Genomic DNA, 24,793 nt, shown 5'->3' on the forward strand with positions numbered 1-24,793 from the left:
TAACTATCGATAGATCAGTACTATATGAATCAATTCTACAAACTAGTTCTTCTCTTTTCGTTAGGGTGTATTCTTTCAGCTACCCAGTGTACTCCGATCGGACAGGACGAGGGTGCCAACCGGAAGGTAGAGGTGGTCGAATCCAAACCGCAGGAAGACTTTGCCGAAGACACACTTCTGATCCTCAAATACCACAAACTTGCTTCCGAATATCTTTTCCAGGATGCGGAGAAGTCGATGTTTTATTCTAAAAATGTATTGAGGCTTTCTCAAAAACATCAGTGGGGAAAGGGTAAGCTGCTCGCTTATAACCTTCTGAGTACGTACTACTTGCTCGATGGCAGCTACGACGTACTGCGAGAGCTTTCGAACGAGACGATCACGCTGTCGAAGCAGCTTAACCTGCCGATGTTCACCGCCCACGGCAAACGTTTTCTGGGAGAAAGCTACTCCGAGTACCGACAATGGGACTCCTCACGGATCAACTACGAACATGCCGTACAGATTTTCACCCGCCTGAAAGCCGATAGTTCGCTGGCATTGAGCATCGAGAACCTGGGCAACTGCTACCGTGAAAAAAACATGAATGATGTAGCTGTTAAGCTCTATAACCAATCGTACAAGATGTTCGATAAAATGAACTCCGACTGGGGCCGGGCTACGGTGCTGCAAAGCAATGGCTATATGCACGTACGCTTGGGCAACTACGCAGAAGCGGAAACCTATTTTCTGAAAAGCATCGCATTGTTTCAGAAAATCGGCAACCGGTACGGAGAGCTCAACTGCCTCAACGATCTGAGCAATATCTACTATTATCAGAAAAAGTACGACGAATCTATTCAGGCAGGATTACGGGCATTAGCTTATGCAAAGATTTACCACTCGACCCAGCAGACCAACTGGGCCCTGGTAACGCTCTCGCGCTCCTACAAGGCGAAAGGAATGCACGATGTTGCACTGGATTACAGCCAGGCGGTCAACTATGTGCGCCGAATGGTTCACGACCAAACGATCAAGCGCCAGTACACCATGTACCAGCTCATGTACGACAACAAGCTGATGGACTCCGAAATCCAGCAAAAAATAATCAGCGAACAGCGCACTGTACAGCGTTTCCTCATCGGCTTTTCCTGCCTGGTCATCCTGTTCGCTATTTTCCTTTGGTTTAATAACAAAAAACTCCGCAGGAAAAACGCAGAGATACAGGCGGCGTTGATCGAGGGACAGACGATTGAAAGGAAGCGCGTTGCAGCCGAACTTCACGACCACCTGGGCGGAACATTGGCATCGCTGAACTGGTACCTGTATGGTATCGATAAGAAAGTGCTATCGGAAGAAGAGCAAAAGATTTACCAAAGCGTACATCAGATGGTGGGCGCCGCATACAAGGAGGTACGGAGCCTCTCGCACAATCTGATGCCCGCCGAACTGGAAGAACACGGCTTGATCACGGCCTTGCAGCGGCTGATCAGCAAGCTGAATGAAAACAAGAATATCGCATTCAATTTCAACCAGAAAGGAATGAATAGCCGGCTTAACAACAAGATCGAATTTGAGCTTTACAGCATTGTCCTGGAATTGACCAATAACATTATCAAACACTCGGGGGCCAACGAAGCATCGATTGACCTGACCGAAAACCTCAAAACGATCGTTCTTACGGTGAGCGACAATGGCACGGGAATGATCGAACCCGACCGTCAGGGCGTGGGGCTAAGAAACATCAAGAGCCGTGTAGAAAGTCTGCACGGTAAAATTCAAATCCACAGCGAGGAACAAAGCGGCACCCGTGTCGCGATTGAGATCCCGAAAGTGATCATCAAGTGATTTTCCCGCTCATCAAGACTGTAACGGCACATTGGCTCGTTACTTCTTATACAAAAGATTGAAGCACCCTCATGAATGTTACCGAAAAAGCTCAGGAATTTATCACCGAGAGCAAAAATAGCCTGCACAATGGCTCATTTGTCAAACTCTCGCTCGGAAACTACCACGGTACGGATGAAAGCCTGAAAAATGTCTACATCAAAAAAGTCCTGATCAGGAAAGAGCCACGACTAAGCCTTACCTACCGGCACAAAACGCGCGATATTACCAAAAACCACACATTTGAAGAGGTTATTGAAATGTTGAAGCAATGGCTCGGGAGCGACTTCCGTGTCGCGACGCTGCAAACGGTCGATTCGGATATTCTTTTTGAAACCCACCAAAGCGGGAAAACGACCCTCAAAAAAAAGACCATCGCCGGCCGGGGCGCGCCCTCTCTGAGCCACGATAAGAACAAAAACCGGCTGATTTCGCCCACAGATAAGGGTTACCTGTTCGACCTGAAAATCACCGATCAGCAAGGCAATGTCTTTCATAATGCGCAGGACAAGTTCCGGCAGATCAACCATTATATCGATATTCTCAGCAGCCTGATCCGAGAAATAGAGCCGGGTAATCGTGTGAAAGTCGCCGATATGGGTTCGGGGAAGGGTTACCTGACATTTGCCTTGTACGATTATCTCAAAAATGTATTAAAACTGGATCCGCAGGTGACAGGCATCGAGTTCCGCGATGATCTGGTCACATTATGCAACCAGATCTCCCAAACTGCGGGCTTCGGCGGCTTGTCGTTTCGCGAAGGCACGATCGACCAGTTCGACGCTTCGGGTACAAATATCCTCATTGCCCTGCACGCCTGCGATACCGCAACCGATGACGCCATTTTCAAAGGTATTGAGGCCGAATCCGACCTGATCGTGGTCGCGCCCTGCTGCCACAAACAAATCCGCCGGCAGATCGAGAAGCATAAGACTGAAAACGACGTCAGCTTCCTGACCCGGCATGGTATTTTCCTGGAAAGACAGGCGGAAATGGTGACCGATGGTATCCGCGCGCTGGTGCTTGAATATTTTGGCTACAAAACGAAGGTATTCGAATTTATTTCCGATGCCCATACCCCAAAAAACGTTCTTATAGTTGGAACCAGGGGCAAAAGGAGCGAAAAATCACAGGCTGCGGCGCTCGAAAAGATCCGGGAAGCGAAGCGGTTCTTTGGCATTGAGTACCATCACCTTGAAAGATTAGCGGGCATTTGAAGCCTCAAAAGTGCCCCTTTTCCCGTCTCCGTAGCTATATTTGCAACTTTTTGTGAACTCAATAACTAATTATGTGGAATAAAATAGCAACTTACATTATCCGCTACCGGCTTTTGTGGGTTGCACTCGTGTTAGTATCGACGGTCTTCATGGCCTACGAAGCAAGCAAAATTGAACTCTCCTACAATTTCGCACGCATCCTTCCCTCCAACGACCCCGTAGAGAAAGAATACCAGGACTTCCGCAAGCTTTTTGGCGAAGACGGGAGCGTAATGGTGATAGGCTGGCAGGACCCGCAGCTTTTTGAAATCAACAAATTCCGCGACTGGTGCAAACTTTCCCAGCAAATCAGGGAAACAGAGGGGATCAAAAATGTCCTTTCCCTTGCCAATGTCTATAAAATAGCACGTAACGACAGCCTCACCCGCTTCGATTTCGCGCCGGTTATCCGCGATATCCCCAATACGCAGGCGGAAGCCGACAGCATCAAAAAGGAGATAGCCAACCTTCCGATTTACGAAGGACTGGTGCTCAACAGCAAAACCAATGCGACGCTCATCGTCATTACCTTCAACGACAAGGAACTCAACTCGAAACGCCGCCTGACGATCGTCGACGACATCGAGAAAATGGCGGACACTTTCGCCGTCAAATACAATACCGATCTGCATTATTCCGGGATGCCATACATCCGGACGGTCAATATGAAGAAAATCTCCGGCGAGATGGAGCTTTTCATGGGACTGGCCGTATTTGTAACACTGCTCATTCTGTGGGCATTTTTCCGGTCATTGCGCCTCACGCTGCTGTCCATCATAGTGGTGTTGATCGGTGTAGTGTTTTCGGTAGGGATATTGCATTTATTCAACTACAAAATCACCGCATTAACCGGCCTGATTCCTCCTCTGCTGATCGTGATCGGGGTTCCCAACTGCGTGTTCCTGATCAACAAATACCAGACGGAGCTCGTATCGCACAGTAACAAGGACGAAGCATTGAGCGAAATGATCCGGCAGATCGGGCTGTCGACCTTCCTTGCAAACATGACCACGGCGATCGGTTTTGGTGTGTTTTACTTCACAAATAGTATCCTACTGGTCGAATTTGGCGTCGTGGCGGCCATTAGTGTAATGGTAACTTACGTGCTTTGTCTGGTATTGCTGCCCATCACGCTGCATTACATGAGCACACCCAAGCCGCGCCATTTGAAACACCTGGAAGGCAAGTGGGCGTACGGCTTTCTCCGGATGGTGAATAACCTGGTGCACAACCGACGGAAAGAGATTTACATTGCGATGGTGGTACTGATTGTCGTTTCGGCATTTGGAATGACTAAAATCCAGACCATCGGCTACGTCGTCGACGACCTGCCTAAAAAAGATGTGGTTTACACCGATCTCCGCTTTTTTGAAAAGAACTTCAATGGCGTGCTGCCGTTCGAGGTGATGATCAACACCCGGCAACCAAACGGGGTTTTCGCCGACCAAGCCAGGACGCTGTACAAGATCAAGGCATTCCAGAACGAGATGGCCAAGTTCCCCGAATTTTCGAAGCCAGTATCCATTGTGGAGGCATCCAAATTCCTCTACCAGGGTTACCGCGGCGGGGATGCCAAATATTACGCATTGCCCGGCGTGCTGGAACTGAACAAAATGGCCCCATACCTGCAAAGCCAGCAGGGCGCCGCAAAACAGCTTACCTCGTTCCTGAATGAGGATAAAAGCATCACCAGGGTTAGTTTCCAGATGGCCGACGTAGGTTCTGAACGCATCAAGGAGCTTACAAACCGCATCAGATCGAAGGTGGATTCGATTTTCAGTCCTGAAAAGTATAAAGTGAGTCTTACCGGCCACAGTCTGGTATTCCTGAAAAGCAACGATTACCTGCTGAGCAATTTGTATGAAAGCCTGCTCATCGCAATTGTGCTGATAGCCATTGTAGGAATGGTGCTTTTCCGCTCGATCCCGATTATCCTGCTATCCAAACTGCCCTGCCTGATCCCGCTTGCATTGACGGCCGGTATCATGGGTTACTTTGATATTTATTTCAAACCGACCACGATCCTGATTTTCAGCATTACGTTCGGTATCGCATCCGACGGGACGGTGTATTTTCTGACGCGCTACCGTGAAGAACTCTATAAGAATGGCCTTACGGCGTCCAAAGCGGTGACAGCCTCTATCTTCGGTACGGGTTTGAGTATGATCTACACGGCCGTGATCCTGTTCTGTGGCTTCTCCATTTTTTCCGCATCCAGCTTCGGCGGCACGGCGGCGATGGGCGTGATGGTGTCGATCACCTTGCTGGTTGCAATGTGTACGAATCTGATTCTGCTACCTGCATTATTGCTCTCGATTGCGAAGCGGCAGGGGAAAAATGTAAAACCGAGCTAGTATATTAGCCGTCGTTACATTTAACTCCTATCATCACATGAAAAAACTTATAACAGCGCTATCCCTTTCAATCACAGGGATAGCGCTGCCTGTTTCGGCCCAAACCGACTTCCAGTCCGATTCCGTCTTCATCCGTAAAATTTACGACACGGCGCTCGCCGAAGGCAAGGCCTATGAATGGCTTAGGCACCTTACCCAGCAGGTGGGCCCGAGGCTGAGCGGCTCGGAAGGGGCAGCCAAGGCTGTCGTTTATACCAAATCGGCGATGGAAGGAGCGCATTTTGACAATGTGTTTCTGCAAAATGTTCTGGTACCGCATTGGGTACGCGGTGCGAAGGAAAAGGCGCAGCTCATCAACGGCAAACAAAAAACAGAGGTACCCATTGCAGCCCTGGGCGGCTCGGTCGCCACACCGAAAGGCGGTGTAAAAGGGAAAATAATAGAAGTCAGGAGCTTCCAGCAGCTTCGTGACCTGGGTAGCGACAAGGTAAAAGGCAAAATCGTATTCTTCAACCGCCCGATGGATCCGACAAAAATCAATACATTCGAAGCCTACGCGGGTGCGGTAGAACAGCGCGCAGCAGGGGCCAGTGAAGCAGCCAAGCTGGGGGCGATTGGTTCTATTACCCGATCCATGACGACCCGCCTCGACGATTTCCCGCACACGGGCAGCATGCGCTATGCGAGCGGCGCGCCCATGATCCCCGCAGCGGCCATCAGTACCAATGGCGCAGAACTGCTTAGCAAAACGATAAAAGAAAATCCCGATACAGAATTCTACTTCGAACAATATTGTGAAACACTTCCCGATGCTGCTTCCCACAATGTAATCGGGGAATTAAAGGGACAAACAAATGCCGACAAATTCATCGCCGTAGGCGGTCACCTCGATTCGTGGGATTTTGCCCAGGGCGCGCACGACGATGGTTCTGGCTGCGTGCAATCCATCGAGGCCGTCCGTATTTTGAAAACATTGGGTTATCAACCCAACAACACGTTACGAGCGGTTATGTTTATGAACGAGGAGAATGGCATGAGAGGTGGTGTCACCTATGCGGATTCGGCTAAATCCAAACGGGAAACGCATATTGCGGCGATCGAGTCTGATCATGGGGGGTTTTCGCCTCGCGGGTTCGGGATCGTGGGTACGCCTGCACAAAAGGCCAAAATACAGCAGTGGACGAGGCTTTTTGCTGCTTATGGCATTCATGAGCTGGGCCCAGGCGGCGGTGGGGCGGATATTGGCCCGCTGGCGCAGCAGGGCACAGTCTTGTTGGGGCTTATGCCCGATACGCAGCGCTATTTTGATTATCACCATGCTGCCAACGACAAGTTTGAGACCGTAAGCAAGCGGGAGCTGGAACTCGGCGCGGCGGCTATGGCTTCAATGCTGTACCTGATCGACAAGTATGGACTCTAGATGATACGTCCCCCAACCCAAGGCTTAAGCCTCGGGTTGGGGGACGCCAGCGCTCCAGCATCTCTGCCCAGAGTCCAAGGCTTAATCCTTGGCCATCTTGCTAAAAGTAGTATCCATCCATTCCTCGGGGATGTCGTCGAGCGCTTGTTTTAGTTTTTCGGCCCAAATCCTCGATATCTCTTCCATATCTTTCTGCTCATAGCGATGTTCGGCGATGGCGAAGCTGTCCTTTTTGTACAATACCACGTCAATCGGGAAATCAACATCATTATTACTTACGCGCGTGGAATCGAATGAAAGGAATCCCGCTTTAAGCGCCTGTTTCATCGTCGAATTTTCATTTAATACCCGGTTCAATATGGCTTTTCCCTGGCCGGAGTTGCCTATGATCACGTAGGGAGAGCCTTCATCGAGCTCCACCCAATTGCCTTCCGAGTAAAGCAGGAATAGCTTATGATCCTTATCGTCTTTGAGCTGGCCGCCCACGATGGTGTTGAGGTTAAATTTGAGGCCAGCCCTTTCAAGGCTTGCCTTGTCTTCCTCGGCTACACGCTTAATCTGCTCGCCAAATGCGTTTACCGCCTTATAAAGCTTATTATAAACGACGCCTTCATTGATCAGTTCTTCAAAGTAATGTACCGCTTTGTCGCGCACAGACCTCAATCCGCTGGTCATAATGAACATCGAATAGTTGTCTTGCTGGGTTACATACATCTTCTTTTTTGTCGTTGTATTGGTGCCTGCCGTAATCCGTGTGTCGGCCAGGGCAACAAGGCCTTCTTTCACTTTTATTCCTAAACAATAAGTCATTTTCTCAATCTTTTTATCAGCCTGGGTACGGCCATTTGGGCGCGCAGGGCTTGACTACAATTACTTAAACAAGCCCCAAAAGTACCAAATCGCAGCCTGAACATCACGATAAATCGCTTTTTCAACGATATTTAGGACAAACAAATCCACGCCGCCGCCATGATTCACACCACTCACCTCTTCCCCGAGCTCGACGAATGCCTCATTACTTTGCTCAAATCACTCGCACCCGAAGAGTGGGAAAAGCCGACGGTAGCACGGCTCTGGAAAGTCCGCGACGTGGCGGCGCATTTGCTGGATGGCAATATCCGCGTCATTTCCATGTATCGTGACGGCTATTTCACTGCACCCGACCGGGAGATAAAGAGTTACGACGATCTGGTAGCGTACTTAAACCAGTTGAACGGAGACTGGGTAAAGGCCTCAAAACGAATGAGTCCCGCCCTGCTTACCGAACTTCTCGAAAGCACGGGCAAGCAATACTCGGAGATAATGCGGCAGCAAGACCTCGAAGCAGATGCCATTTTCTCCGTTTCCTGGGCCGGCGAGGCCACTTCCAAAAACTGGTTTCATATCGCCCGCGAATACACCGAAAAATGGCATCATCAGCAGCAAATCCGCGAAGCCGTGGATAAGCCCGATATTCAACGGGACATTATGACACCCCGGCTATTTCGCCCGCTGATCGAAACCTTTCTTCGCGGGCTCCCACATACGTATAGGCATACCCAGGCGCCCATAGGCACGGCCGTACGCATTGCAATCAAGCTCGACGAAGTTTTTGAATGGTTTCTGGTAAGAGCGGCAGACGGCTGGCTCATCACTGATACGGAAGAAGGCGAAACCGCAGCTTCCGTAGCCCTTGACGCCGATACGGCCTGGAAACTTTTCACCAAAGCCATTAAACCGGATGAAGCACTAGCCATGGCACATTTAACTGGAAATAAAGAACTTGCAGGCGTTACATTAAACTTGATTGCAGTGATGGCATAGGCCCCGAATATGTTTATAGAAAAAATACAGCTTTCCAGGTCCGATATTTTCTTTAGTTCAATCCAAACAGCCAGGAAACAAGTATATGAGGCATGAAACTGTATCAAATTCTGATCATACTATGCACATTGGCGTGCGGCGGCAACGAAAGCCCCGTCCCGTCGGTACCCGCCGGGTCTGAGGAAAGTGTCAGGCCGCAATACCTGGCCCTGGGTGACTCATACACCATCGGGCAGAGCGTCTCTACCGACGAACGCTGGCCTGTAATACTGGCGGAGGAACTGAAAAGAAACGGAAAACCCGTCGCTGCGCCGCAAATTATCGCCAGAACGGGCTGGACGACGCGCAACTTGCTCGATGCGCTCGAAGAAAGCCCGCCAGCGCAAACCTATGACCTGGTGTCGCTCCTGATTGGTGTCAACAACCAGTACCAGGGCAGAAACAAGGAGGAATACCGTATCGAATTTCGCCAGCTGCTTTTGAAATCGATTGTCTATGCTGACAACGACGCGGGAAATGTATTTGTCCTGTCAATCCCCGATTGGGGCGTTACAGCCATGGGCGAAGGCAACCGTGAGCATATTGCCGCAGAAATAAACGATTTCAATGCGATCGCAAAAGACGAATGTAGTAAGCTCAAAATCACTTTTATAGACATTACAGACATCTCACGGAAAGCGTTGAACGACCCCTCGATGATTGCCGGCGACCAGCTGCATTTCTCTGGCAAGATGTACCGTTTGTGGGTCAACGAAGCCCTTCCACAGGTAAAACAGCTTTTTTGATAAACTAAAAACCCCCGCTGTATGATCACCGGGGGTTTATGTACTATTATTCCAAAATTCTAATAACCTTATTTCAAACTTCCTGCAATGCTTTGAGGCGGATCACCAGCCCATCCATTTCATCCGACGGCCGGAGCTGGCAGGATAGCCTGCTGTTACTGTCCGAATTGGGCAATGCGTCGAGCGTGTCGAGTTCCTGATCGTTGGATTCCGGCAGGTTTTCCTTGCCTTCGAGGACTTCAATGTGGCAGGTCGCGCAGAGTGCCATTCCGCCGCAGGTTGCCTGGATATCGTATTCGTATGCTTTGAGGATCTCCATCAGATTGAAGCCCATGTCGGTAGGTACTTCAAGCGCCTGACGTTCACCTAAATCACTCTCTATGAATATATTGATCATGACTAAAATGGATTAACACCGTTAACTGTGGTGTACTTGAAACTTAATTTCTGATCGGGATAAACGTACTTGAATGCGCTCTGCATCATAATGGCCGCCTCGTGAAAACCGCATAAAATCAGTTTCAGCTTACCCGGATAAGTGTTGATGTCGCCGATGGCGTAGATCCGTTCGACGTTGGTAGCGTAATCGAAGGTGTCGACCACGACTGCCGACTTTTCCACGCCCAGCTTCCATTCGGCAATGGGGCCGAGTTTGGGGCTGAGGCCAAAAAGCGGAATAAAATCATCGGTAGGAATGGTGGTGACAGACTTGTCATTTCCCAAAATCGACACTTCTTTAAGTACGCCGTTTCCTCCCAGCTTATTCACTTGCGCTTGCAGAATAAGGTCAATTTTACCCTTTCCAGCCAATTCGTAGACTTTTTCGGCCGAGTCGGGCGCACCTCGGAAAGTATCCCCCCTATGCACGAGCGTAACACGGGAAGCGATATCGGCCAGGAAGATCGTCCAGTCGAGCGCGGAATCGCCACCGCCTGCCAGCACCACATTCCGTCCCCGGAACTGCTCCGGTTTCTTCACCATATAATGCACCCCTTTCCCTTCGAAATATTCCAGCTGCTCCACGGCAGGTTTGCGGGGCTCGAAGCTGCCAAGCCCCGCGGCGATCACCACTACCTGGCAATGCACGTCGGTGCCTTCGTTGGTACGGACGATGTAGCTGCCATCGTCCTGCTTTTCGAGCGCTTCTACTCTTTCACCCAATGTAAAGCCAGGCTTGAACTCCTCGATCTGCTTCATGAGGTTATTCACCAGGTCTTCCGCGATAATGGCCGGCGCACCGGGAATATCGTAAATCGGTTTTTGAGGATAAATTTCGGCAAGCTGCCCGCCTACCACCGGCAGGGCATCGATGAGGTGGCAACGCATTTTTAGCAGTCCTGCCTCGAAAACGGCGAAAAGTCCAACCGGCCCGGCACCGATAATGCAAATGTCTGTGCGAATCATAACGTAATGTGAATGAGAATCTTGGAACATTTTGATAGCTCAAAGGTAGTCGTCATTCACATCAGGTGCCAATCACAATAGGTTATCCGCTATAACTAAAAGTTATCAAGTCAGCGTTCGGTAACCATAAATTGAAGCATATCAGGCAGTATTTCGATCTCTACCTCGACGGGCTTTTCTATTTTCAGCCGCTCGTCGTCAGCGTGGACGTCCTTTCCGTCCCAAAATACCTTCACATTCCTGGCACGGATGGTCGAAAAACTAAATTCCTTGTCTTCATGATTGATGCGGCTGACCAGGAAGGATTCGAATTTGTTGCGGCTTTCTTCCGAGACCATTACCACATCGAGCATGCCGTCGCCGGGGTCGGCTTTACCCGCCAGCACCAGATTAGGGCCTATTGACCGAATATTCATGATCTCGACCATAATATAGTTACCCGAATGCTCCACGCCGTCGGCAACGATGGTGCAGGGCCTGGCTTCATAAGTTTGCACAATTTCGAGCAGCACCGCCCGGGCGGCTTTCAGTTTTTCCTCGGCCGTCTCGCCGATATCGTTCTCGATTTTGCCCATTACCTTCATCAGGCGCGGAAAAATGCCGTAACCGAATGCTTCCAGGAAGAAAAGGTCATCGCTCACACCGTGTACACGGCCGAGATCGAACGGTTGCAGCCGGTAATGGTGCCAATGCGGCGCTATGTCCTTCGGGTGCCCTTCAATCTGCAATGCGGTCGCGATGTTGTTGGCCGTTCCGTGTGGCAGCAAAGCCAGCGGGAATTGCTTATCGAGCCGCTTTCGCCTCATCAGCGCTTTTGCAGCGCGCCGGACGGTGCCGTCACCGCCTGCTATGATCAGGAAATCGGTCTCGTTATCGAAGTTATCCCAGCCTTCCTCCTTCACAGACGCATAGGCGCATTCGAAACCTTCTTTCGTGATGAGTTTGACCAGTTCCTTTTTGGAAAATTCGTTGTCTCCGGCTGTCGGGTTGTGTAAAAGGGTCGTTTTTTTCATATCAGGATGTGTAGCACACTTCGATTTCATAAAAAACATACCAGGCATAATTTTATTAATAATCACCTGAAAACGCTATACGTTATGAAAATCCTGGTAACGAACGACGACGGAATATACAGCCCGGGCCTTGCGGCGCTTGCCAAAATCGCTTCACGGTTCGGAGAAGTAAAAATTGTGGCCCCCGATGTGGAGCAATCCTCTATGGGCCACGCGATTACGGCATCCAGACCACTTTCCTACAAAAAATCTCCTATTGACTTTGCGGGCATCGATGCCTACCGTGTGAATGGCACGCCGGCAGATTGCGTGGCATTGGGGCAACACCTCTGGGATAAACCCGACGTGGTACTTTCGGGGATCAACCTGGGGCCGAACCTGGGGAATGCGATGTGGCATTCGGGCACACTCGCCGCAGCTAAGCAGGCAGTACTGTTCGGAATCAAAGGCATTGCGTTAAGCACGCCCACCGACATCGAACCTGATTTTGACGCGCTCGACCCGTTTGTAGAAAAGGCATTGGACCTTTTATTTAAAAACCCACATTTAAACCTGGTGAATGTCAATTTCCCGCACGACCCCAAAGGCGTGCGCTGGACTCGCCAATCGGTGCGGCTTTATGACAATAACATCGTCCCCGCCCTCGACCCCATGGGCCGCAAGCATTACTGGTTCACCGTCGTGCCGTTGGAACCCGCCGAGGAAGGCACCGACCGCTGGGCCATTGAAAACCATTTCGTTTCCATTACACCGCTTCGCCTTGACCTGACCAACGAAGCTGAGCTGATCAAGGCGCAGCTGGCGTATCCGATTACATAAGTAGGTTCCGCTGCGCCGAGACTTTTTAGCGTGGTTTGTTATGTTAAACTATTTACGAGACGTTCCCTATTATAATGCCCCAATCCCGCGCCATCCTGGTGCGGGATTCTTTTTGTTAAAGTCTTTTGCAAATACATTAAGGGGTAGAATGGCTAAAATGCCGTCTTATCCCCAAGACAGACGTATTTTCATTAATTCCTGAATCCAAGAAATCAGTTATTCCCCACCATGAAACAAACCAATATTGGCAATTATCGCTGGGTTATTTGCGCGTTACTCTTCTTTGCAACTACCATCAACTACATCGACAGACAAATTCTTGGATTACTAAAACCGACCCTCGAAACAGAATTCAACTGGACAGAAACCGACTATGCCAACATCGTCATGGTGTTTGCGGGCTGTTATGCGGCAGGTTATATTGTATTTGGAAACATCATCGATAAGATCGGCTCGAAACTTGGTTATGCCGTCTCTATCATTATATGGAGCGTGGCGGCCGTTGCGCACGCATTTGTAAAAAGCACCTTCGGCTTTGGTGCCGTCCGTGCAATTCTGGGGCTGGGCGAGGCGGGCAACTTCCCTGCGGCGGTAAAAGCAACGGCCGAATGGTTCCCAAAACGCGAACGCGCGCTGGCGACCGGTATCTTCAATTCCGGAACAAGTATCGGTGCCGTGGCTGCACCTATTCTAGTACCCTGGTTGTTAGCCACTTACAGCTGGCAAGGTGCGTTCCTGATCACCGGTGCGCTTGGCTTCATCTGGCTGATATTCTGGTGGTTGATGTACGAAATCCCGTCGCGCCACAAAAAGGTTCAGGCCGAAGAATATGCGTTCATCCACAGCGACAACGAAGCCGGCGACGGCGAGCACCAGCAGCCCATTCACTGGACCAAGCTCGTTACATTGCCTCAGACCTGGGTTTTTATTGTAGGTAAATTTCTGACAGACCCCGTGTGGTGGTTTTTCCTCTTCTGGCTACCCTCCTATTTTGCGACCACATTCGCATTGGATTTGAAGAAACCTAGTCTGCATCTGGCGATCGTTTACACCGCTACGACGTTCGGCAGCATCGGAGGAGGGTATTTGTCATCCTACCTGATCAAGAAAGGCTGGACACCTCTCAGAGCACGTAAAACGACATTGCTGGTGATGGCTTTCGCCGTAATGCCGATCATCCTGGCCCAATTCGCTACGGATATATGGACGGTGGTGGGTATTATCGCCATCGCTACCGCCGCCCACCAGGCATGGAGCGCCAATATTTTCACAATCGTATCCGATATTTTTCCAAAACGGGCAGTAAGCTCCGTCGTAGGCATCGGAGGGATGGCCGGTTCGCTTGGATCCACCTTCTTCCCGCTGCTGGTGGGCGCATTGCTGGACTATTACAAGGGCACGGGAAATATCGGCGCAGGTTACAATATCCTATTCATTATCTGCGGATTAGCCTACATTATTGCCTGGCTGATCATCCATTTCCTCACCAGCCGCATGAAACCGGTGGAAGAATCGTTAAAGAACTGATCTACCAAAAAATTACAAAAGCCGTTAACTATTGCCAGCATAGCATTCTGATGAAGAAGTACCGTTATCCCCTTTTTATCCTGGCGGTTTCGTCCTTATTGGTGTATTGTAAAACCAATAAACAAACCAGCCAGCAAACTGCATCCTCTGCCGCTACAAGCGTGGCCAAAGAAGAGAAGCCCGCCCGAACAACCGGCAAATCGCCATTTATACCGGCGTCTGAAACCATTGGCAAAATGGTTATCGAGGATGGTTTTGAAGTAAAACTAATTGCCGCCGAGCCGCTGGTGAGCGCACCGGTGGCCATGCAGTTCGACGACAAGGCCAGAATGTGGGTCGTGGAAATGGTAGGTTATATGCCCGACACGATCGGTACCGGTGAGGATATCCGCAATGGTAACATTGTGATCCTCGACGATAAAAATAAGGACGGTGTTTACGACGACCGTGAAGTCGTCATTGACTCACTCGTGCTTCCGCGCGCAATCTGTCTGATCGATAACGGTATCCTGGTAGCTGAGCCAACCAACCTTTGGTTTTATGAACTGAAAAATGATCAGGTCGTTAAAAAGACGCTCGTCGATCCTAAATACACCGAGGGCGGCAACGTGGAGCACCAGCCCAACGGCTTACTCCGCGCGATGGATAACTGGATATACAATGCCAAATCCGACAAGCGTTACCGCCGTGTGGGTGGTAAGTGGGTGATCGAGCATACCCATTTCCGCGGACAATGGGGGATTTGCCAGGACAATTATGGCCGCCTTTATTACAACAACAATTCCCAAAACCTGCTAGGCGACTATTTCCCGGCCGGTCTGGGAGCATGGAACAAGAACCAGAGAGGTGTGGCCGGCTACAACGAAAAGTCGGTGGCGAACAACAAGGTATACCCGCTGCACCCTACGCCGGGCGTCAACCGTGGTTATATGAAGAATGTTCTCGACGACAGCCTGCGCCTCAACGAATTTACCGCCGCTGCCGGCCCTGTCGTTTATCGTGGTGATTTGTTTGGCAAGAATTACGATTTCAATGCATTCGTACCGGAGCCTTCGGCGAACCTGATCAAACGCAACTTCCTGAATGAAAAAGGCTACGTTGTAAAAGGCGATATTGCTTATAAGGGTAAAGAGTTTCTGGCCAGCACCGACGAGCGTTTCCGCCCGGTAAGCCTCTACAACGCCCCCGACGGCAGTATGATCGTGCTCGACATGTACCGCGGCATTATCCAGCACAAAACTTATCTGACGCCCTATCTGAAAGACCAGATCGGCAAACGCGACCTTACCCAGCCCCTTTCGGCAGGCCGCATTTACAAGATCGTTCCAAAGGGTTCACAATCCAAACCGGTAACTATTCCGGACGGCCCGCAGGAATTGGTGAAACTGCTAGGCCACCCCAACGGCTGGGTACGCGACCGGGCGCAACAAAAACTGATCGACGGAAAATACAACCAAACCGTACCAGCCCTTAGAGAAGCTGTAAAACAAACAGCCGATCCATTGCTGGCGATCCACGCGTTGTGGACCCTTGAAGGCCTGAATTCCCTAAAACCCGAAGAGGCATTAAGCTGGATCCGGCAATCGGCCTGGACTTTCCGTGCGCAGGGACTTTACGCGTCTGCGGCGGTGATCACGCCTGGCACTTACCAGCAGTTTGCAACTGCATTTGACGGCATCGTCGATTCGGGAGATACGCTCGCTGCGCCTTACGTTGCACTGCTGTGCAAGAGCATCGAAAAATTTGACCAGAATGCATCCCGCGGGCTGCTGAACAAGCTGGCGATCAAATACCCCAACAACCGCTACGTCTCCGATGCGGTGATCAGCAACTTACAGGATCAGGAAGAGCTCTTCCAGGGCGCTATTTCGGCCTCGGTATCCGACCAGAATGCGGTAATCAATAAGCAGCTTAGCCGTGTGGTAACCGCTATCCGCAGCGCTCAGGGCAACCGCAACCCTGAAATGCTGAAAAAAGAGTTTCCCAAAGGCGAAGCACTATTCACTTCCGTATGCCAAACCTGCCATGGTGCCGACGGCGGTGGCGTGAAATCGCTCGCACCGCCATTGAACCAGTCGGAATGGGTAACGGGTAGCAAGGATAAACTCATTTCCATTGTCCTTTTCGGCCTCACTGGCCCGGTGAAGGTAAATGGCCACGTGTACCAGACCCCCGAAGTAAGCGGCGACATGCCCGGGATCGGCTACGACAAGGACATGCCCAACGAAGACATCGCCCAGCTATTAAGCTTCATCCGCCGCTCCTGGCGCAACAATGCCGACAAGGTTACCACCGAAGAAGTAACCAAAGTCCGCACCAAGCTCACCGGCCGCGAGAAGTCATTTACCGAAGCGGAGCTGAACGGCATTTGATGGTATGTTGTTGATTTTGAATGAAAGGCGCCTCGCAAGGGGCGTTTTTTTAGTTTCAAATAAAAATAACTGACCAATTATGTCACAAATCTGAGACACTACACTACCTTTGCAACATCATGAAAGATACCGAGCAAAGCATTATCGAAGCCGCGATCCTGATTTTCAACGAGGATTTGTCTGCCCCGCTGGAAAAAGTGGCGGATCGGGCGCAGGTGACGCGGCGGACTTTGCATAGGTATTTCAAAGACCGTAAGGAGCTGATGGACAAATGTCAGAAAGAGATCCGGAAGGCTTGCGCGATTGCGATGTCGGATGCTTACTATGCCTCGGCAAATCCAAGGGAGAGGCTGGAAACGATGTTTTATGCCGGACTCGATTGCGGTTCGAAAAACACCTTTTTGCATAAACTACACACGCTGCACGACCATAAACACCAGGTAGCCAACGAAGAATGCTCTGAATATGATCACACCTTCGAGCTCTGGAAAGGTAATCTGCAAGTGCTTCTGACAAAAGGCGTTATCAACCAAGGAATGACGGTCGACTGGATCCATAACTTCTTCCAGAGTGTAGTTGTGGTGTTCATTAACTCACAGCAAAATGGGGCGCTCGATCGTGCGGAGGCCCGGCAGCTTGCGTGGTTTTCTTTCAGTAAGGGAATTGGTATTTAAAAAATTTGCCCAATCATGTCTCATTTTTGAGACAAATATGTATTTCAACTATGACTGATCAACAAACCTTCGACGTCGCTATTATCGGCGGAAGCTATGCCGGGCTATCGGCTGCCATGACATTGGGCCGCGCCCGCCGGCATATCGTCGTTATCGACAGCGGCCAGCCCTGCAACCGCCAGACGCCCCATTCGCACAACCTGATCACACACGACGGCAAGACGCCCGCTGAAATCTCCGCCCTCGCGCGCAAGCAGGTGCTCGCCTACCCAACCGTGCATATGCATGAGGGACTCGCCAAGCACATATCGGGAAGCGATGGCGCGTTTACCGTCGCCACCGGTGATGGACAGATATTGCAAGCTAAAAAGCTGATTTTCAGCACTGGTATCCGCGACATTATGCCCGATATATCCGGCTTTGCCGAAAGCTGGGGCATCAGCGCCATCCACTGCCCCTACTGCCACGGCTACGAATACAGCGACGCCCGCACAGGCGTGCTCATGAATGGCGATATGGCATTGGAATACTTGAAAATGATCCGCAACTGGACGGCCGACCTTACCCTCTATACCAACGGCCCTGCGACATTCGACGAGGCGGCGCGGTCAAAAATGCTCGCATTCGGCGCGGAAATCGTGGAAGAGCCCATTGCCTCGCTCGAACATGAAAACGGCTACCTCAAAACGCTCCGCCTGGCTGACGGCATCACCCGTGACATCACGGCGCTCTACCACCGCCCGGCGTTCGTGCAGCATTCGCTACTGCCCGAAGCATTGGGTTGTGAGCTCAATCCGCAGGGTTTTATCAAAGTCGATGACGCCCAAAAAACAACGGTCGCCGGCATCTACGCGGCGGGTGATAACAGCGGCGCATTCAGGGGGTTAACCGGTGCCATGGCCGCTGGCACCATCGCCGGAGCGAGGCTCAATCATGAATTAATCAATGAAGAGTACTGATTGGCGTGTTGCAATATGGTAGCTTTGCAGCTTTCGGCTGGCGGCCATCGGCTGGCGGCTATCGAACTGTTATTCTGTACTATTTAATAAAAGAGCCTACGGCCGAAAGCCGAAAGCCGAAAGCCAGACAATGTCCCTATTCAAAACAACCGCCCCTATTACTATTACCTGCTACAAACGTCTAGTGCCATTTCTTGAAAAGGAAGTGACAGAGCTTGGTTACCAGGTTGAAGAAACTTTTGCGACGGGTGTGCGGCTGAACGGCACGGTGAATGACTGCATTAAATTGAATTTGAACCTGTATTGCGCCAGTCAGGTACTTTACAGCCTCGGCACATTCAGTGCACAGCATCCCGATGATGTTTACAGGTTTTTGTTGAAAATGCAATGGGAGAATATTCTTGCCGACGATGCGTACTTCTCGGTCACCAGCAATGTAATGACGGCGACGGTCAACAATACCATGTTCGCGAACCTGCGCGTGAAAGATGCCATTGTGGACAGGTTGCGTGATAAAAAGGGCGCGAGGCCATCGACCGGTTCGGAGCTGAAAGGCGCGGTAGTGCATTTATTCTGGAAGGACGACCGGGCAGAGATCTTCATCGACACCTCTGGCGAAACAGTGGCCCGCCACGGTTACCGTAAGATTCCCGGCCAGGCTCCCATGCTTGAATCGCTTGCCTCGGCGACGATCCTTGCCAGCCAGTGGAACCGCCACTCGGCATTTGTCAATCCGATGTGTGGCTCAGGCACGCTTGCAATCGAGGCCGCATTGATCGCCACTAACAGCCGCCCAGGGCTTTTCAGGGATAACTATTCGTTCATGCATTTGCTGGGGTACGACGAGGAAGTGTATTTCGGGGCGCAGGAGCAGCTCGAGGCACAGATCATCGAGGCGCCAAAAGCGAGGATTATCGCTACCGACTACGACCAGAATGCCATTACCAATGCTAAAAAGAACGCCATCGCGGCAGGTGTGGCCGACATGATCGAGTTTAGCCTCTGCGATTTTGCGGACACCGAAATACCGGTCGACAACAAGGGTGTCTTCTTCGTAAATCCGGAGTACGGCGAACGGCTCGGGGAAATCAGCCAACTTGAAGAAACATATGGACGGATTGGTGATTTTATGAAACAGAAGTGTGGAGGATATTTCGGATATGTCTTCACCGGAAACCTGGACCTGGCCAAAAAAATAGGCCTCAAAGCAAAGCGCAGAATCGAGTTTTATTCGGGAAGAATCGATTGCAGGCTGCTGGAATATGAACTTTACGAAGGTACGAGAAGGATCTAAAGCTTACTTGACGGGAGAGAACGATAACTTTGGCATTACTTCTCAGTTACTTTGGCATAATATTTAGATAATATAATACATAACCATTTAGAAAATTGTCATGAAACATTCACAAAGTTCAGGAACCATGCCGCAAGGCCAGGACCGGAACCGGCCTGAAAACAAAGACAATCTGGATAGCAGACGTCGTGAAGAAGAAATGGTGAAAGGTAACCATATTACCAGCAACCAAAAAGAACGTCACAGTCTGGGAAAACAGCAAAGGTAGCATTCAAAGCACCTTATTAAATGGCTCCTAAGTTGAGACGAAGTCCGCATGTACGAACATCCGGACTTCGTTTTTTTTGTGCTTAACCCGTCTTGCAACGCCAGCTCTGGCTGCTCTCCAAAGACTCTGTAAAAAAATCCGGGACAAGCCGCATGCATCCAATTTTCAGGAGAATTGAGCGTTCCTATGCTGGGTTCTCGCCTTTCGGCGGGCATTCACATAAAAAAACAGAACCAATGAAGCGATATCTGATAGCGCTCACCCTCCTGATCGGCGCCGTTTCCTGCGAATGGATTGGCAATACGCCCAGTTTTGGCGATGATTTCATTACCTACAATATCAAGGCGGGCAACCACGAGGTGGACCATAACCTGAATACGCCGTTCACTTCATCGTCCATGCGTTTCCAGGCGATGTTTGATAGCAGTTGTGTGTACAAAACTTCGGTACCCGAAAACCAGAACGATATCAACAAACTGTACGGATTTTCAGATTGCAGCTCGCAACACCAGAACAACAGTGCGCGCTTCGGCTGGAACTGGCGCGAAGGCGCGTTGCGCATATACGCGTACATATATGTGAACGGCGTGCGACAGGAGCGCGAGCTAGGCACCGCCGAATTGAACGAAACCACCAGCTTCCGGATCGATATCCGCGACAATTCGTATGTATTTACTTACCGAGGTATCGAAACCGTCATGCCGCGGCATTGCTCCGGCGGTGTAGGCGTGGCCTACAAGCTTCTCCCCTATTTCGGCGGCGACGAAACTGCGCCCCATAATATGCAGATCAAAATCAGGAATTTATAGTATTGGTGTAGACCGTAATCGATTCCGGGGCGACAGTCAGTGCACTTGCACCGGCCTGTTGGGGCATCTCCTGCACCCCACCCCATATTGGATCGGAGGAGGCGATCAGCTTATGCCATGACAAATGCCCCGGCGGCAGAGATACCTCGTGCGGGGATTTCGAAAAGTTGAGAAAACCAACCAAATACTGCCGGCCCCAAACCCGCTGGATACAGATCAGCTCTTTTTCTTCCAAAACCTCTGCCGACAGTCCGTTGCGGTCGCATTCCCGGAATAACGGCAGTTCTTTTCGCAGGGCGATCCATTTCCGGTAGTATTGCAACATCGTCCGGTGCGGTGGGTTGTGGATGAGGTCCCATTGCAATTTTGAGTTCTCGAATGTCGAAACAGCGACGGGATCGGGTGCTTCTCCTTCGAGGTGAAATGCGGCAAATTCGCTCTTTCTACCTTTCCGCACGGCTTCGGCCAGTTCTTCGTCGGTATGGCTCACAAAGTACTGGAAAGGATTCGGCTCAGACCATTCTTCCCCCATGAAAAGCAGGGGCACGAAAGGGCTGACGAATACGGCTCCGGCCAGGAGCTTCTGCATTTCGAAACTCACCAACCGGCTCGTCCGCTCGCCGAGCATGCGATTGCCGACGTGGTCGTGATTTTGTGAAAAGACAATGAATTGCTGCCCCGGAATACCATCGGCTTTCATGCCAAACTTCCGCTTCCGGTGATCTGAATAAACCCCGTCGAACACATAAGCGTCTGCAAAAGACTTCCCAAGCGACACAACGCCTTTAAAATCAGAATAATAACCACTCCGCTCCTGCCCTGAGCTCACACGCAATGCATGGTGAAATTCGTCAACCCATTGCGCATGCATTCCATAACCGCCTGCATCGATAGGTTTGACGAAACGTGTATCATTCAAGTCCATTTCGACGATCAGATAGTGCTGCCGACCAGTGTTCCGCGACAGTTCTTCCACTTTTTGCCTGATTTCCTGCAAAATGTGAACAGGGCCGAAATCTTTGATCGCATGAACCGCATCAAGGCGCAGACCATCGATATGAAAATGCCGGAACCACATCAATGCATTTTGTACAAAGTAATGCCGCACCGCATCTGACCACGCATCGTCAAAGTTGATCGCATCTCCCCAGGGCGTGTGGTATTTTCCGGTAAAATAATGACCAAAATCACCCAGGACATTGCCCTCCGGCCCCAGGTGGTTGTATACCATATCCAGTATCACGGCCATGCCTCTTTCATGGCATGCATTTACCAGATGCTGCAAAGCACCAGGCCCGCCATAAGAATCCTGAACACTGTATGGGAAAACGCCATCGTAACCCCAGTTCCTATCGCCGGCGAACTGCGAAACGGGCATGATCTCGATTGCATTGACGCCCAATTCAACCAGGTGATCGAGCTTCTCCTCCATGGCCGCGAAGGTACCATCGGGCGTAAACGTACCCGTGTGAATCTCATAAATAATGTAATCCTTCATGACAGGATTCTGCCAGTTGCGGTCAGTCCATTCAATTTTTTGAACATCGAAGGTCTCCGACAGCCCGTGCACGCCTTCCGGCTGGTAAAGAGTCGCCGGATCGGGATAGGGGCCTTTGCCATCCAGCAGGAAACCGTAGCGATCGCCAGGCCAAAGCGCCCGGGTCTGCAATGTCCAGAAACCATAGTCCCTTTGTTCCAAATCCAGTATGTTGGTCTCCTCGCCAAACAGCAATTGCACTTGCTCGGCCTTTGGCGCCCACACGAGCACCTGCGCCTCACCCTGTTCGTTAAATGTGACACCCGGCCGAATGGCCATCAAATCTTCATAACTCATATTTTCTGTTCCTTCAATGCATGTCTGAATACTACTATCGAACGGCTCTCCACGGAAAAACTATCGCCGGGTTTCAGCACCTGGCCGTCGCCGGTCACACAGGCCTCGACGGTATCGATCACCTTCCTCCATTCACTGCCGTATTTCCCCGGCGGCAGCGTATATTCGACCGGCTCGTAATGCGCATTGAAAATGATGTAAAAACTGTCGTCGTAAATAGGCTTGCCTTTCGGGTCCATGTGTCTGATCCCCTTTCCGTTTAGAAAAATGCCCAGAGACTTCGCATAATCGTGGTTCCAGTTTTCGTCGGGCATTTCCTCACCGCTAGGCAAAAACCAGGCGATGTCTTCGAGACCAACACCTTTGATGGGCACTCCACGGAACCAGTGCTTGCGGCGGAATGTGGGGTGGGCTTTACAAAATGCAATCAGCTTTTGCGTGAACGTCAGCAATTTCTCGTCCATTTGATCCCAATTCAGCCAGGAAATCTCATTATCCTGACAGTAGGCATTGTTGTTCCCGTTCTGCGAGCGGCCCCATTCGTCGCCGGCTACGAGCATTGGTACGCCCTGGGAGAGAAAAAGGGTGGTCAGAAAATTGCGTTTCTGCTTGTTGCGGACTTCTATCACCTCCTCGTCCTCGGTAGGTCCTTCGGCACCGCAGTTCCAGGAACGGTTATGGCTTTCGCCGTCGCGGTTTTCTTCGCCATTTTCATCATTACGCTTCTCATTATACGAAACCAGATCGTTCAGTGTAAAACCGTCGTGTGCCGTTACAAAATTGATGCTTGCAGTAGGGAACCGTTCTTCGCCCTTGTACAGATCGGAACTGCCCGTGAAGCGCTCGGCGAATTCGGCGAGCATACTGTCGGCACCGCGCCAGTAATCGCGCATGCAATCGCGGTAACGGCCGTTCCATTCGGCCCAGCCAATGGGAAACTTGCCGACCTGGTAGCCATCGTCACCAATGTCCCATGGCTCAGCGATCAGTTTTACCTGCGATATCACAGGGTCCTGATGAATAATATCAAAGAACGCGCTTAGCCTGTCGACCTCATGCAGTTCACGCGCGAGCGTCGAGGCCAGATCGAACCGGAAGCCGTCGACATGCATTTCGGTGATCCAGTATCTCAGGCTGTCCATAATAAGTCGGAGCACGTTCGGGAGCCTGGCATTCAACGTATTGCCTGTACCGGTATAATCCATATAATAGCGACCGTCCATCAGGCGGTAATAGGCCATATTGTCGATTCCGCGGAACGAAAGCGTTGGCCCCAGGTGGCTTCCCTCGCCGGTGTGGTTGTAGACGACGTCCAGAATTACCTCGATGCCGGCTTTGTGCAGTTCTTTCACCATATTTTTGAATTCCTTCACCTGCTCCCCATGCGTTCCAGAGCTGCTATAACGGACGTCCGGTGCAAAAAAACCAATGGAGTTATAGCCCCAGTAATTGGTTAACCCGCGCTCCTGAAGGTGCCTGTCCGAAATAAAATGATGCACAGGCATGAGCTCCACGGCATTGATCCCCAGCTTTTTCAAGTAGGCGATGCTGCTGGGGTGGCCAAGCCCGGCGTAGGTACCGCGAATTTCCTCCGGGATGTCGGGATGCAGGTTGGTAAAACCTTTCACATGCAGTTCGTAGATGATCGTGTCGTGGTAAGGGATTTCCGGCGCCTGCTCACCTTCCCAGTCAAAAAAATGGTCTGCAACTACCGATTTGGGAATGTATGGTGCACTGTCGAGCTCGCTGAAACTCAAATCTTCCTCGGGGTCGCCGATGTTGTAGCCAAACAGCGCGTCGTGCCATTGCACGGTGCCTGAAATGGCTTTGGCGTAGGGGTCGATGAGTAGCTTATTTGGATTGAAGCGTAATCCGACGCTCGGTTCGTAGGGTCCGTGAACCCGGTAACCGTACAGCTGACCGGGTTTCAAGCCGGGAACATAGGCATGCCAAACGTGGTGTGACACTTCCCTTACCTGTATTTTAATATGTTCACTTTTAGCCTCAGGACTATCAAACAGGCACAATTCCACACCTGTGGCATGTTCGGAATACAGCGCAAAATTCACCCCTTCCCCATCCCATGTCGCCCCGAGCGGGTACGGTTCGCCCGGGTAAACGGTCACATTACTTTCAACAGATTGATCTACTAGTGTTTTATTGGCAATCTTCTTCATATCAGTTTGTTTGAGTTCGGATACACCTTTTTCCACAGCGTCTGCACGGGTTTGCCTAAGTAACCTCAGCAGCGTTTTTAATGAAAAAAATGGTGACAGCTCACGTATTAATACAAAATTGTGCCAACAAGCGCTGAACAGTTCCGGCAATAAATTCCC

20 protein-coding genes are annotated in these 24,793 nt (G+C 50.8%); 14 read left to right on the forward strand and 6 right to left on the reverse strand.

The genetic code is table 11. From position 1 onward, the window contains the following. Positions 1-24 precede the first annotated feature (24 nt). The 4 genes from ACTJJJ_RS08335 (at position 25) to ACTJJJ_RS08350 (ending at position 6,896) form a co-directional block, all read left to right on the forward strand. Positions 25-1,827, forward strand: a complete 1,803-nt coding sequence (locus tag ACTJJJ_RS08335) for a tetratricopeptide repeat-containing sensor histidine kinase (protein WP_426294139.1) — start codon at positions 25-27, stop codon at positions 1,825-1,827. A gap of 71 nt (positions 1,828-1,898) precedes the next feature. After that, positions 1,899-3,083, forward strand: a complete 1,185-nt coding sequence (locus ACTJJJ_RS08340; protein ID WP_426294138.1) for a class I SAM-dependent methyltransferase — start codon at positions 1,899-1,901, stop codon at positions 3,081-3,083. 71 nt (positions 3,084-3,154) lie between these two features. Further along, positions 3,155-5,476, forward strand: a complete 2,322-nt coding sequence (locus tag ACTJJJ_RS08345) for an efflux RND transporter permease subunit (protein WP_188928676.1) — start codon at positions 3,155-3,157, stop codon at positions 5,474-5,476. Positions 5,477-5,513: 37 nt separating this feature from the next. Next, positions 5,514-6,896 (forward strand): M28 family peptidase, encoded by a 1,383-nt coding sequence (locus tag ACTJJJ_RS08350; RefSeq protein WP_426294137.1) that lies wholly within the window; start codon positions 5,514-5,516, stop codon positions 6,894-6,896. Positions 6,897-6,977: 81 nt separating this feature from the next. On the opposite strand, the gene ACTJJJ_RS08355 is transcribed toward ACTJJJ_RS08350, so the two are convergent. Further along, positions 6,978-7,706 carry a peptidase gene (locus tag ACTJJJ_RS08355; protein ID WP_188928672.1) on the reverse strand — a complete coding sequence of 243 codons (729 nt, stop codon included), beginning with the start codon at positions 7,704-7,706 and terminating at the stop codon, positions 6,978-6,980. 159 nt (positions 7,707-7,865) lie between these two features. On the opposite strand from ACTJJJ_RS08355, the gene ACTJJJ_RS08360 reads away from it, so the two are divergent. Then, a complete protein-coding gene (locus tag ACTJJJ_RS08360; RefSeq protein WP_426294136.1) occupies positions 7,866-8,699 on the forward strand; it encodes a maleylpyruvate isomerase N-terminal domain-containing protein in 834 nt (277 codons plus the stop codon). A 92-nt stretch (positions 8,700-8,791) separates the two neighbouring features. Continuing rightward, entirely contained in the window at positions 8,792-9,484 is a 693-nt protein-coding gene (locus ACTJJJ_RS08365) for an SGNH/GDSL hydrolase family protein (protein ID WP_426294135.1), read from the forward strand. A gap of 73 nt (positions 9,485-9,557) precedes the next feature. On the opposite strand, the gene ACTJJJ_RS08370 is transcribed toward ACTJJJ_RS08365, so the two are convergent. The 3 genes from ACTJJJ_RS08370 to ACTJJJ_RS08380 form a co-directional block, all read right to left on the reverse strand. Then, the gene (locus ACTJJJ_RS08370) at positions 9,558-9,881 is read right to left on the reverse strand and encodes a 2Fe-2S iron-sulfur cluster-binding protein (RefSeq protein WP_188928666.1); all 324 of its coding nucleotides are present in this window, start codon (positions 9,879-9,881) and stop codon (positions 9,558-9,560) included. A 2-nt stretch (positions 9,882-9,883) separates the two neighbouring features. After that, complete coding sequence (locus ACTJJJ_RS08375) at positions 9,884-10,888, reverse strand: NAD(P)/FAD-dependent oxidoreductase (protein ID WP_426294134.1); 1,005 nt, start codon at positions 10,886-10,888, stop codon at positions 9,884-9,886. Positions 10,889-10,998: 110 nt separating this feature from the next. Further along, entirely contained in the window at positions 10,999-11,901 is a 903-nt protein-coding gene (locus ACTJJJ_RS08380; RefSeq protein WP_188928662.1) for a diacylglycerol/lipid kinase family protein, read from the reverse strand. Positions 11,902-11,985: 84 nt separating this feature from the next. Between ACTJJJ_RS08380 and surE the strand changes: the two genes are divergently transcribed. The 8 genes from surE to ACTJJJ_RS08420 all read left to right on the forward strand — a co-directional run bounded on the left by surE (position 11,986) and on the right by ACTJJJ_RS08420 (position 20,623). Beyond that, positions 11,986-12,720: a 5'/3'-nucleotidase SurE gene (gene surE / locus ACTJJJ_RS08385; RefSeq protein WP_188928660.1), complete on the forward strand. Its 735-nt coding sequence runs from the start codon at positions 11,986-11,988 to the stop codon at positions 12,718-12,720. Positions 12,721-12,948: 228 nt separating this feature from the next. Continuing rightward, positions 12,949-14,247 carry an MFS transporter gene (locus ACTJJJ_RS08390; protein WP_188928654.1) on the forward strand — a complete coding sequence of 433 codons (1,299 nt, stop codon included), beginning with the start codon at positions 12,949-12,951 and terminating at the stop codon, positions 14,245-14,247. A 50-nt stretch (positions 14,248-14,297) separates the two neighbouring features. Next, the gene (locus tag ACTJJJ_RS08395; RefSeq protein WP_426294133.1) at positions 14,298-16,619 is read left to right on the forward strand and encodes a DUF7133 domain-containing protein; all 2,322 of its coding nucleotides are present in this window, start codon (positions 14,298-14,300) and stop codon (positions 16,617-16,619) included. Positions 16,620-16,738: 119 nt separating this feature from the next. Further along, complete coding sequence (locus ACTJJJ_RS08400) at positions 16,739-17,293, forward strand: TetR/AcrR family transcriptional regulator (RefSeq protein ID WP_188928651.1); 555 nt, start codon at positions 16,739-16,741, stop codon at positions 17,291-17,293. Positions 17,294-17,343: 50 nt separating this feature from the next. Continuing rightward, positions 17,344-18,252, forward strand: a complete 909-nt coding sequence (locus ACTJJJ_RS08405; protein WP_426294132.1) for an NAD(P)/FAD-dependent oxidoreductase — start codon at positions 17,344-17,346, stop codon at positions 18,250-18,252. Between the two features lie 130 nt (positions 18,253-18,382). Then, positions 18,383-19,546 carry a THUMP domain-containing class I SAM-dependent RNA methyltransferase gene (locus tag ACTJJJ_RS08410; protein WP_188928649.1) on the forward strand — a complete coding sequence of 388 codons (1,164 nt, stop codon included), beginning with the start codon at positions 18,383-18,385 and terminating at the stop codon, positions 19,544-19,546. A 100-nt stretch (positions 19,547-19,646) separates the two neighbouring features. Next, positions 19,647-19,814 (forward strand): hypothetical protein, encoded by a 168-nt coding sequence (locus ACTJJJ_RS08415; protein ID WP_188932351.1) that lies wholly within the window; start codon positions 19,647-19,649, stop codon positions 19,812-19,814. Positions 19,815-20,050: 236 nt separating this feature from the next. Continuing rightward, on the forward strand, positions 20,051-20,623 hold the full coding sequence (locus ACTJJJ_RS08420; RefSeq protein ID WP_188928648.1) for a hypothetical protein: 573 nt from the start codon (positions 20,051-20,053) through the stop codon (positions 20,621-20,623). On the opposite strand, the gene treZ is transcribed toward ACTJJJ_RS08420, so the two are convergent. Further along, the gene (gene treZ / locus ACTJJJ_RS08425; protein WP_426294131.1) at positions 20,610-22,457 is read right to left on the reverse strand and encodes a malto-oligosyltrehalose trehalohydrolase; all 1,848 of its coding nucleotides are present in this window, start codon (positions 22,455-22,457) and stop codon (positions 20,610-20,612) included. The genes ACTJJJ_RS08420 and treZ overlap by 14 nt on opposite strands. Then, on the reverse strand, positions 22,454-24,634 hold the full coding sequence (gene glgX, locus ACTJJJ_RS08430) for a glycogen debranching protein GlgX (protein ID WP_426294130.1): 2,181 nt from the start codon (positions 24,632-24,634) through the stop codon (positions 22,454-22,456). Before glgX ends, treZ begins: the two co-directional genes overlap by 4 nt. Between the last annotated feature and the right edge of the window lie 159 nt (positions 24,635-24,793).

It is taken from the genome of Dyadobacter sp. 22481 (genome assembly GCF_052044875.1).
Taxonomy (GTDB): Bacteria; Bacteroidota; Bacteroidia; order Cytophagales; family Spirosomataceae; genus Dyadobacter; species Dyadobacter endophyticus.

What these genes read in the sequence shown, in the direction of transcription:
- ACTJJJ_RS08390 (WP_188928654.1), top strand. Translation starts at nt 12,949, where the DNA reads ATGAAACAAACCAATATTGGCAATTATCGCTGGGTTATTTGCGCGTTA.
- ACTJJJ_RS08410 (WP_188928649.1), top strand. Translation starts at nt 18,383, where the DNA reads ATGTCCCTATTCAAAACAACCGCCCCTATTACTATTACCTGCTACAAA.
- ACTJJJ_RS08350 (WP_426294137.1), top strand. Translation starts at nt 5,514, where the DNA reads ATGAAAAAACTTATAACAGCGCTATCCCTTTCAATCACAGGGATAGCG.
- ACTJJJ_RS08355 (WP_188928672.1), bottom strand. Translation starts at nt 7,706, where the DNA reads ATGACTTATTGTTTAGGAATAAAAGTGAAAGAAGGCCTTGTTGCCCTG.
- surE (WP_188928660.1), top strand. Translation starts at nt 11,986, where the DNA reads ATGAAAATCCTGGTAACGAACGACGACGGAATATACAGCCCGGGCCTT.
- ACTJJJ_RS08365 (WP_426294135.1), top strand. Translation starts at nt 8,792, where the DNA reads ATGAAACTGTATCAAATTCTGATCATACTATGCACATTGGCGTGCGGC.
- ACTJJJ_RS08345 (WP_188928676.1), top strand. Translation starts at nt 3,155, where the DNA reads ATGTGGAATAAAATAGCAACTTACATTATCCGCTACCGGCTTTTGTGG.
- glgX (WP_426294130.1), bottom strand. Translation starts at nt 24,634, where the DNA reads ATGAAGAAGATTGCCAATAAAACACTAGTAGATCAATCTGTTGAAAGT.
- ACTJJJ_RS08405 (WP_426294132.1), top strand. Translation starts at nt 17,344, where the DNA reads ATGACTGATCAACAAACCTTCGACGTCGCTATTATCGGCGGAAGCTAT.
- ACTJJJ_RS08420 (WP_188928648.1), top strand. Translation starts at nt 20,051, where the DNA reads ATGAAGCGATATCTGATAGCGCTCACCCTCCTGATCGGCGCCGTTTCC.
- ACTJJJ_RS08375 (WP_426294134.1), bottom strand. Translation starts at nt 10,888, where the DNA reads ATGATTCGCACAGACATTTGCATTATCGGTGCCGGGCCGGTTGGACTT.
- ACTJJJ_RS08380 (WP_188928662.1), bottom strand. Translation starts at nt 11,901, where the DNA reads ATGAAAAAAACGACCCTTTTACACAACCCGACAGCCGGAGACAACGAA.
- ACTJJJ_RS08400 (WP_188928651.1), top strand. Translation starts at nt 16,739, where the DNA reads ATGAAAGATACCGAGCAAAGCATTATCGAAGCCGCGATCCTGATTTTC.
- ACTJJJ_RS08340 (WP_426294138.1), top strand. Translation starts at nt 1,899, where the DNA reads ATGAATGTTACCGAAAAAGCTCAGGAATTTATCACCGAGAGCAAAAAT.
- ACTJJJ_RS08335 (WP_426294139.1), top strand. Translation starts at nt 25, where the DNA reads ATGAATCAATTCTACAAACTAGTTCTTCTCTTTTCGTTAGGGTGTATT.
- ACTJJJ_RS08415 (WP_188932351.1), top strand. Translation starts at nt 19,647, where the DNA reads ATGAAACATTCACAAAGTTCAGGAACCATGCCGCAAGGCCAGGACCGG.
- ACTJJJ_RS08395 (WP_426294133.1), top strand. Translation starts at nt 14,298, where the DNA reads ATGAAGAAGTACCGTTATCCCCTTTTTATCCTGGCGGTTTCGTCCTTA.
- ACTJJJ_RS08370 (WP_188928666.1), bottom strand. Translation starts at nt 9,881, where the DNA reads ATGATCAATATATTCATAGAGAGTGATTTAGGTGAACGTCAGGCGCTT.
- treZ (WP_426294131.1), bottom strand. Translation starts at nt 22,457, where the DNA reads ATGAGTTATGAAGATTTGATGGCCATTCGGCCGGGTGTCACATTTAAC.
- ACTJJJ_RS08360 (WP_426294136.1), top strand. Translation starts at nt 7,866, where the DNA reads ATGATTCACACCACTCACCTCTTCCCCGAGCTCGACGAATGCCTCATT.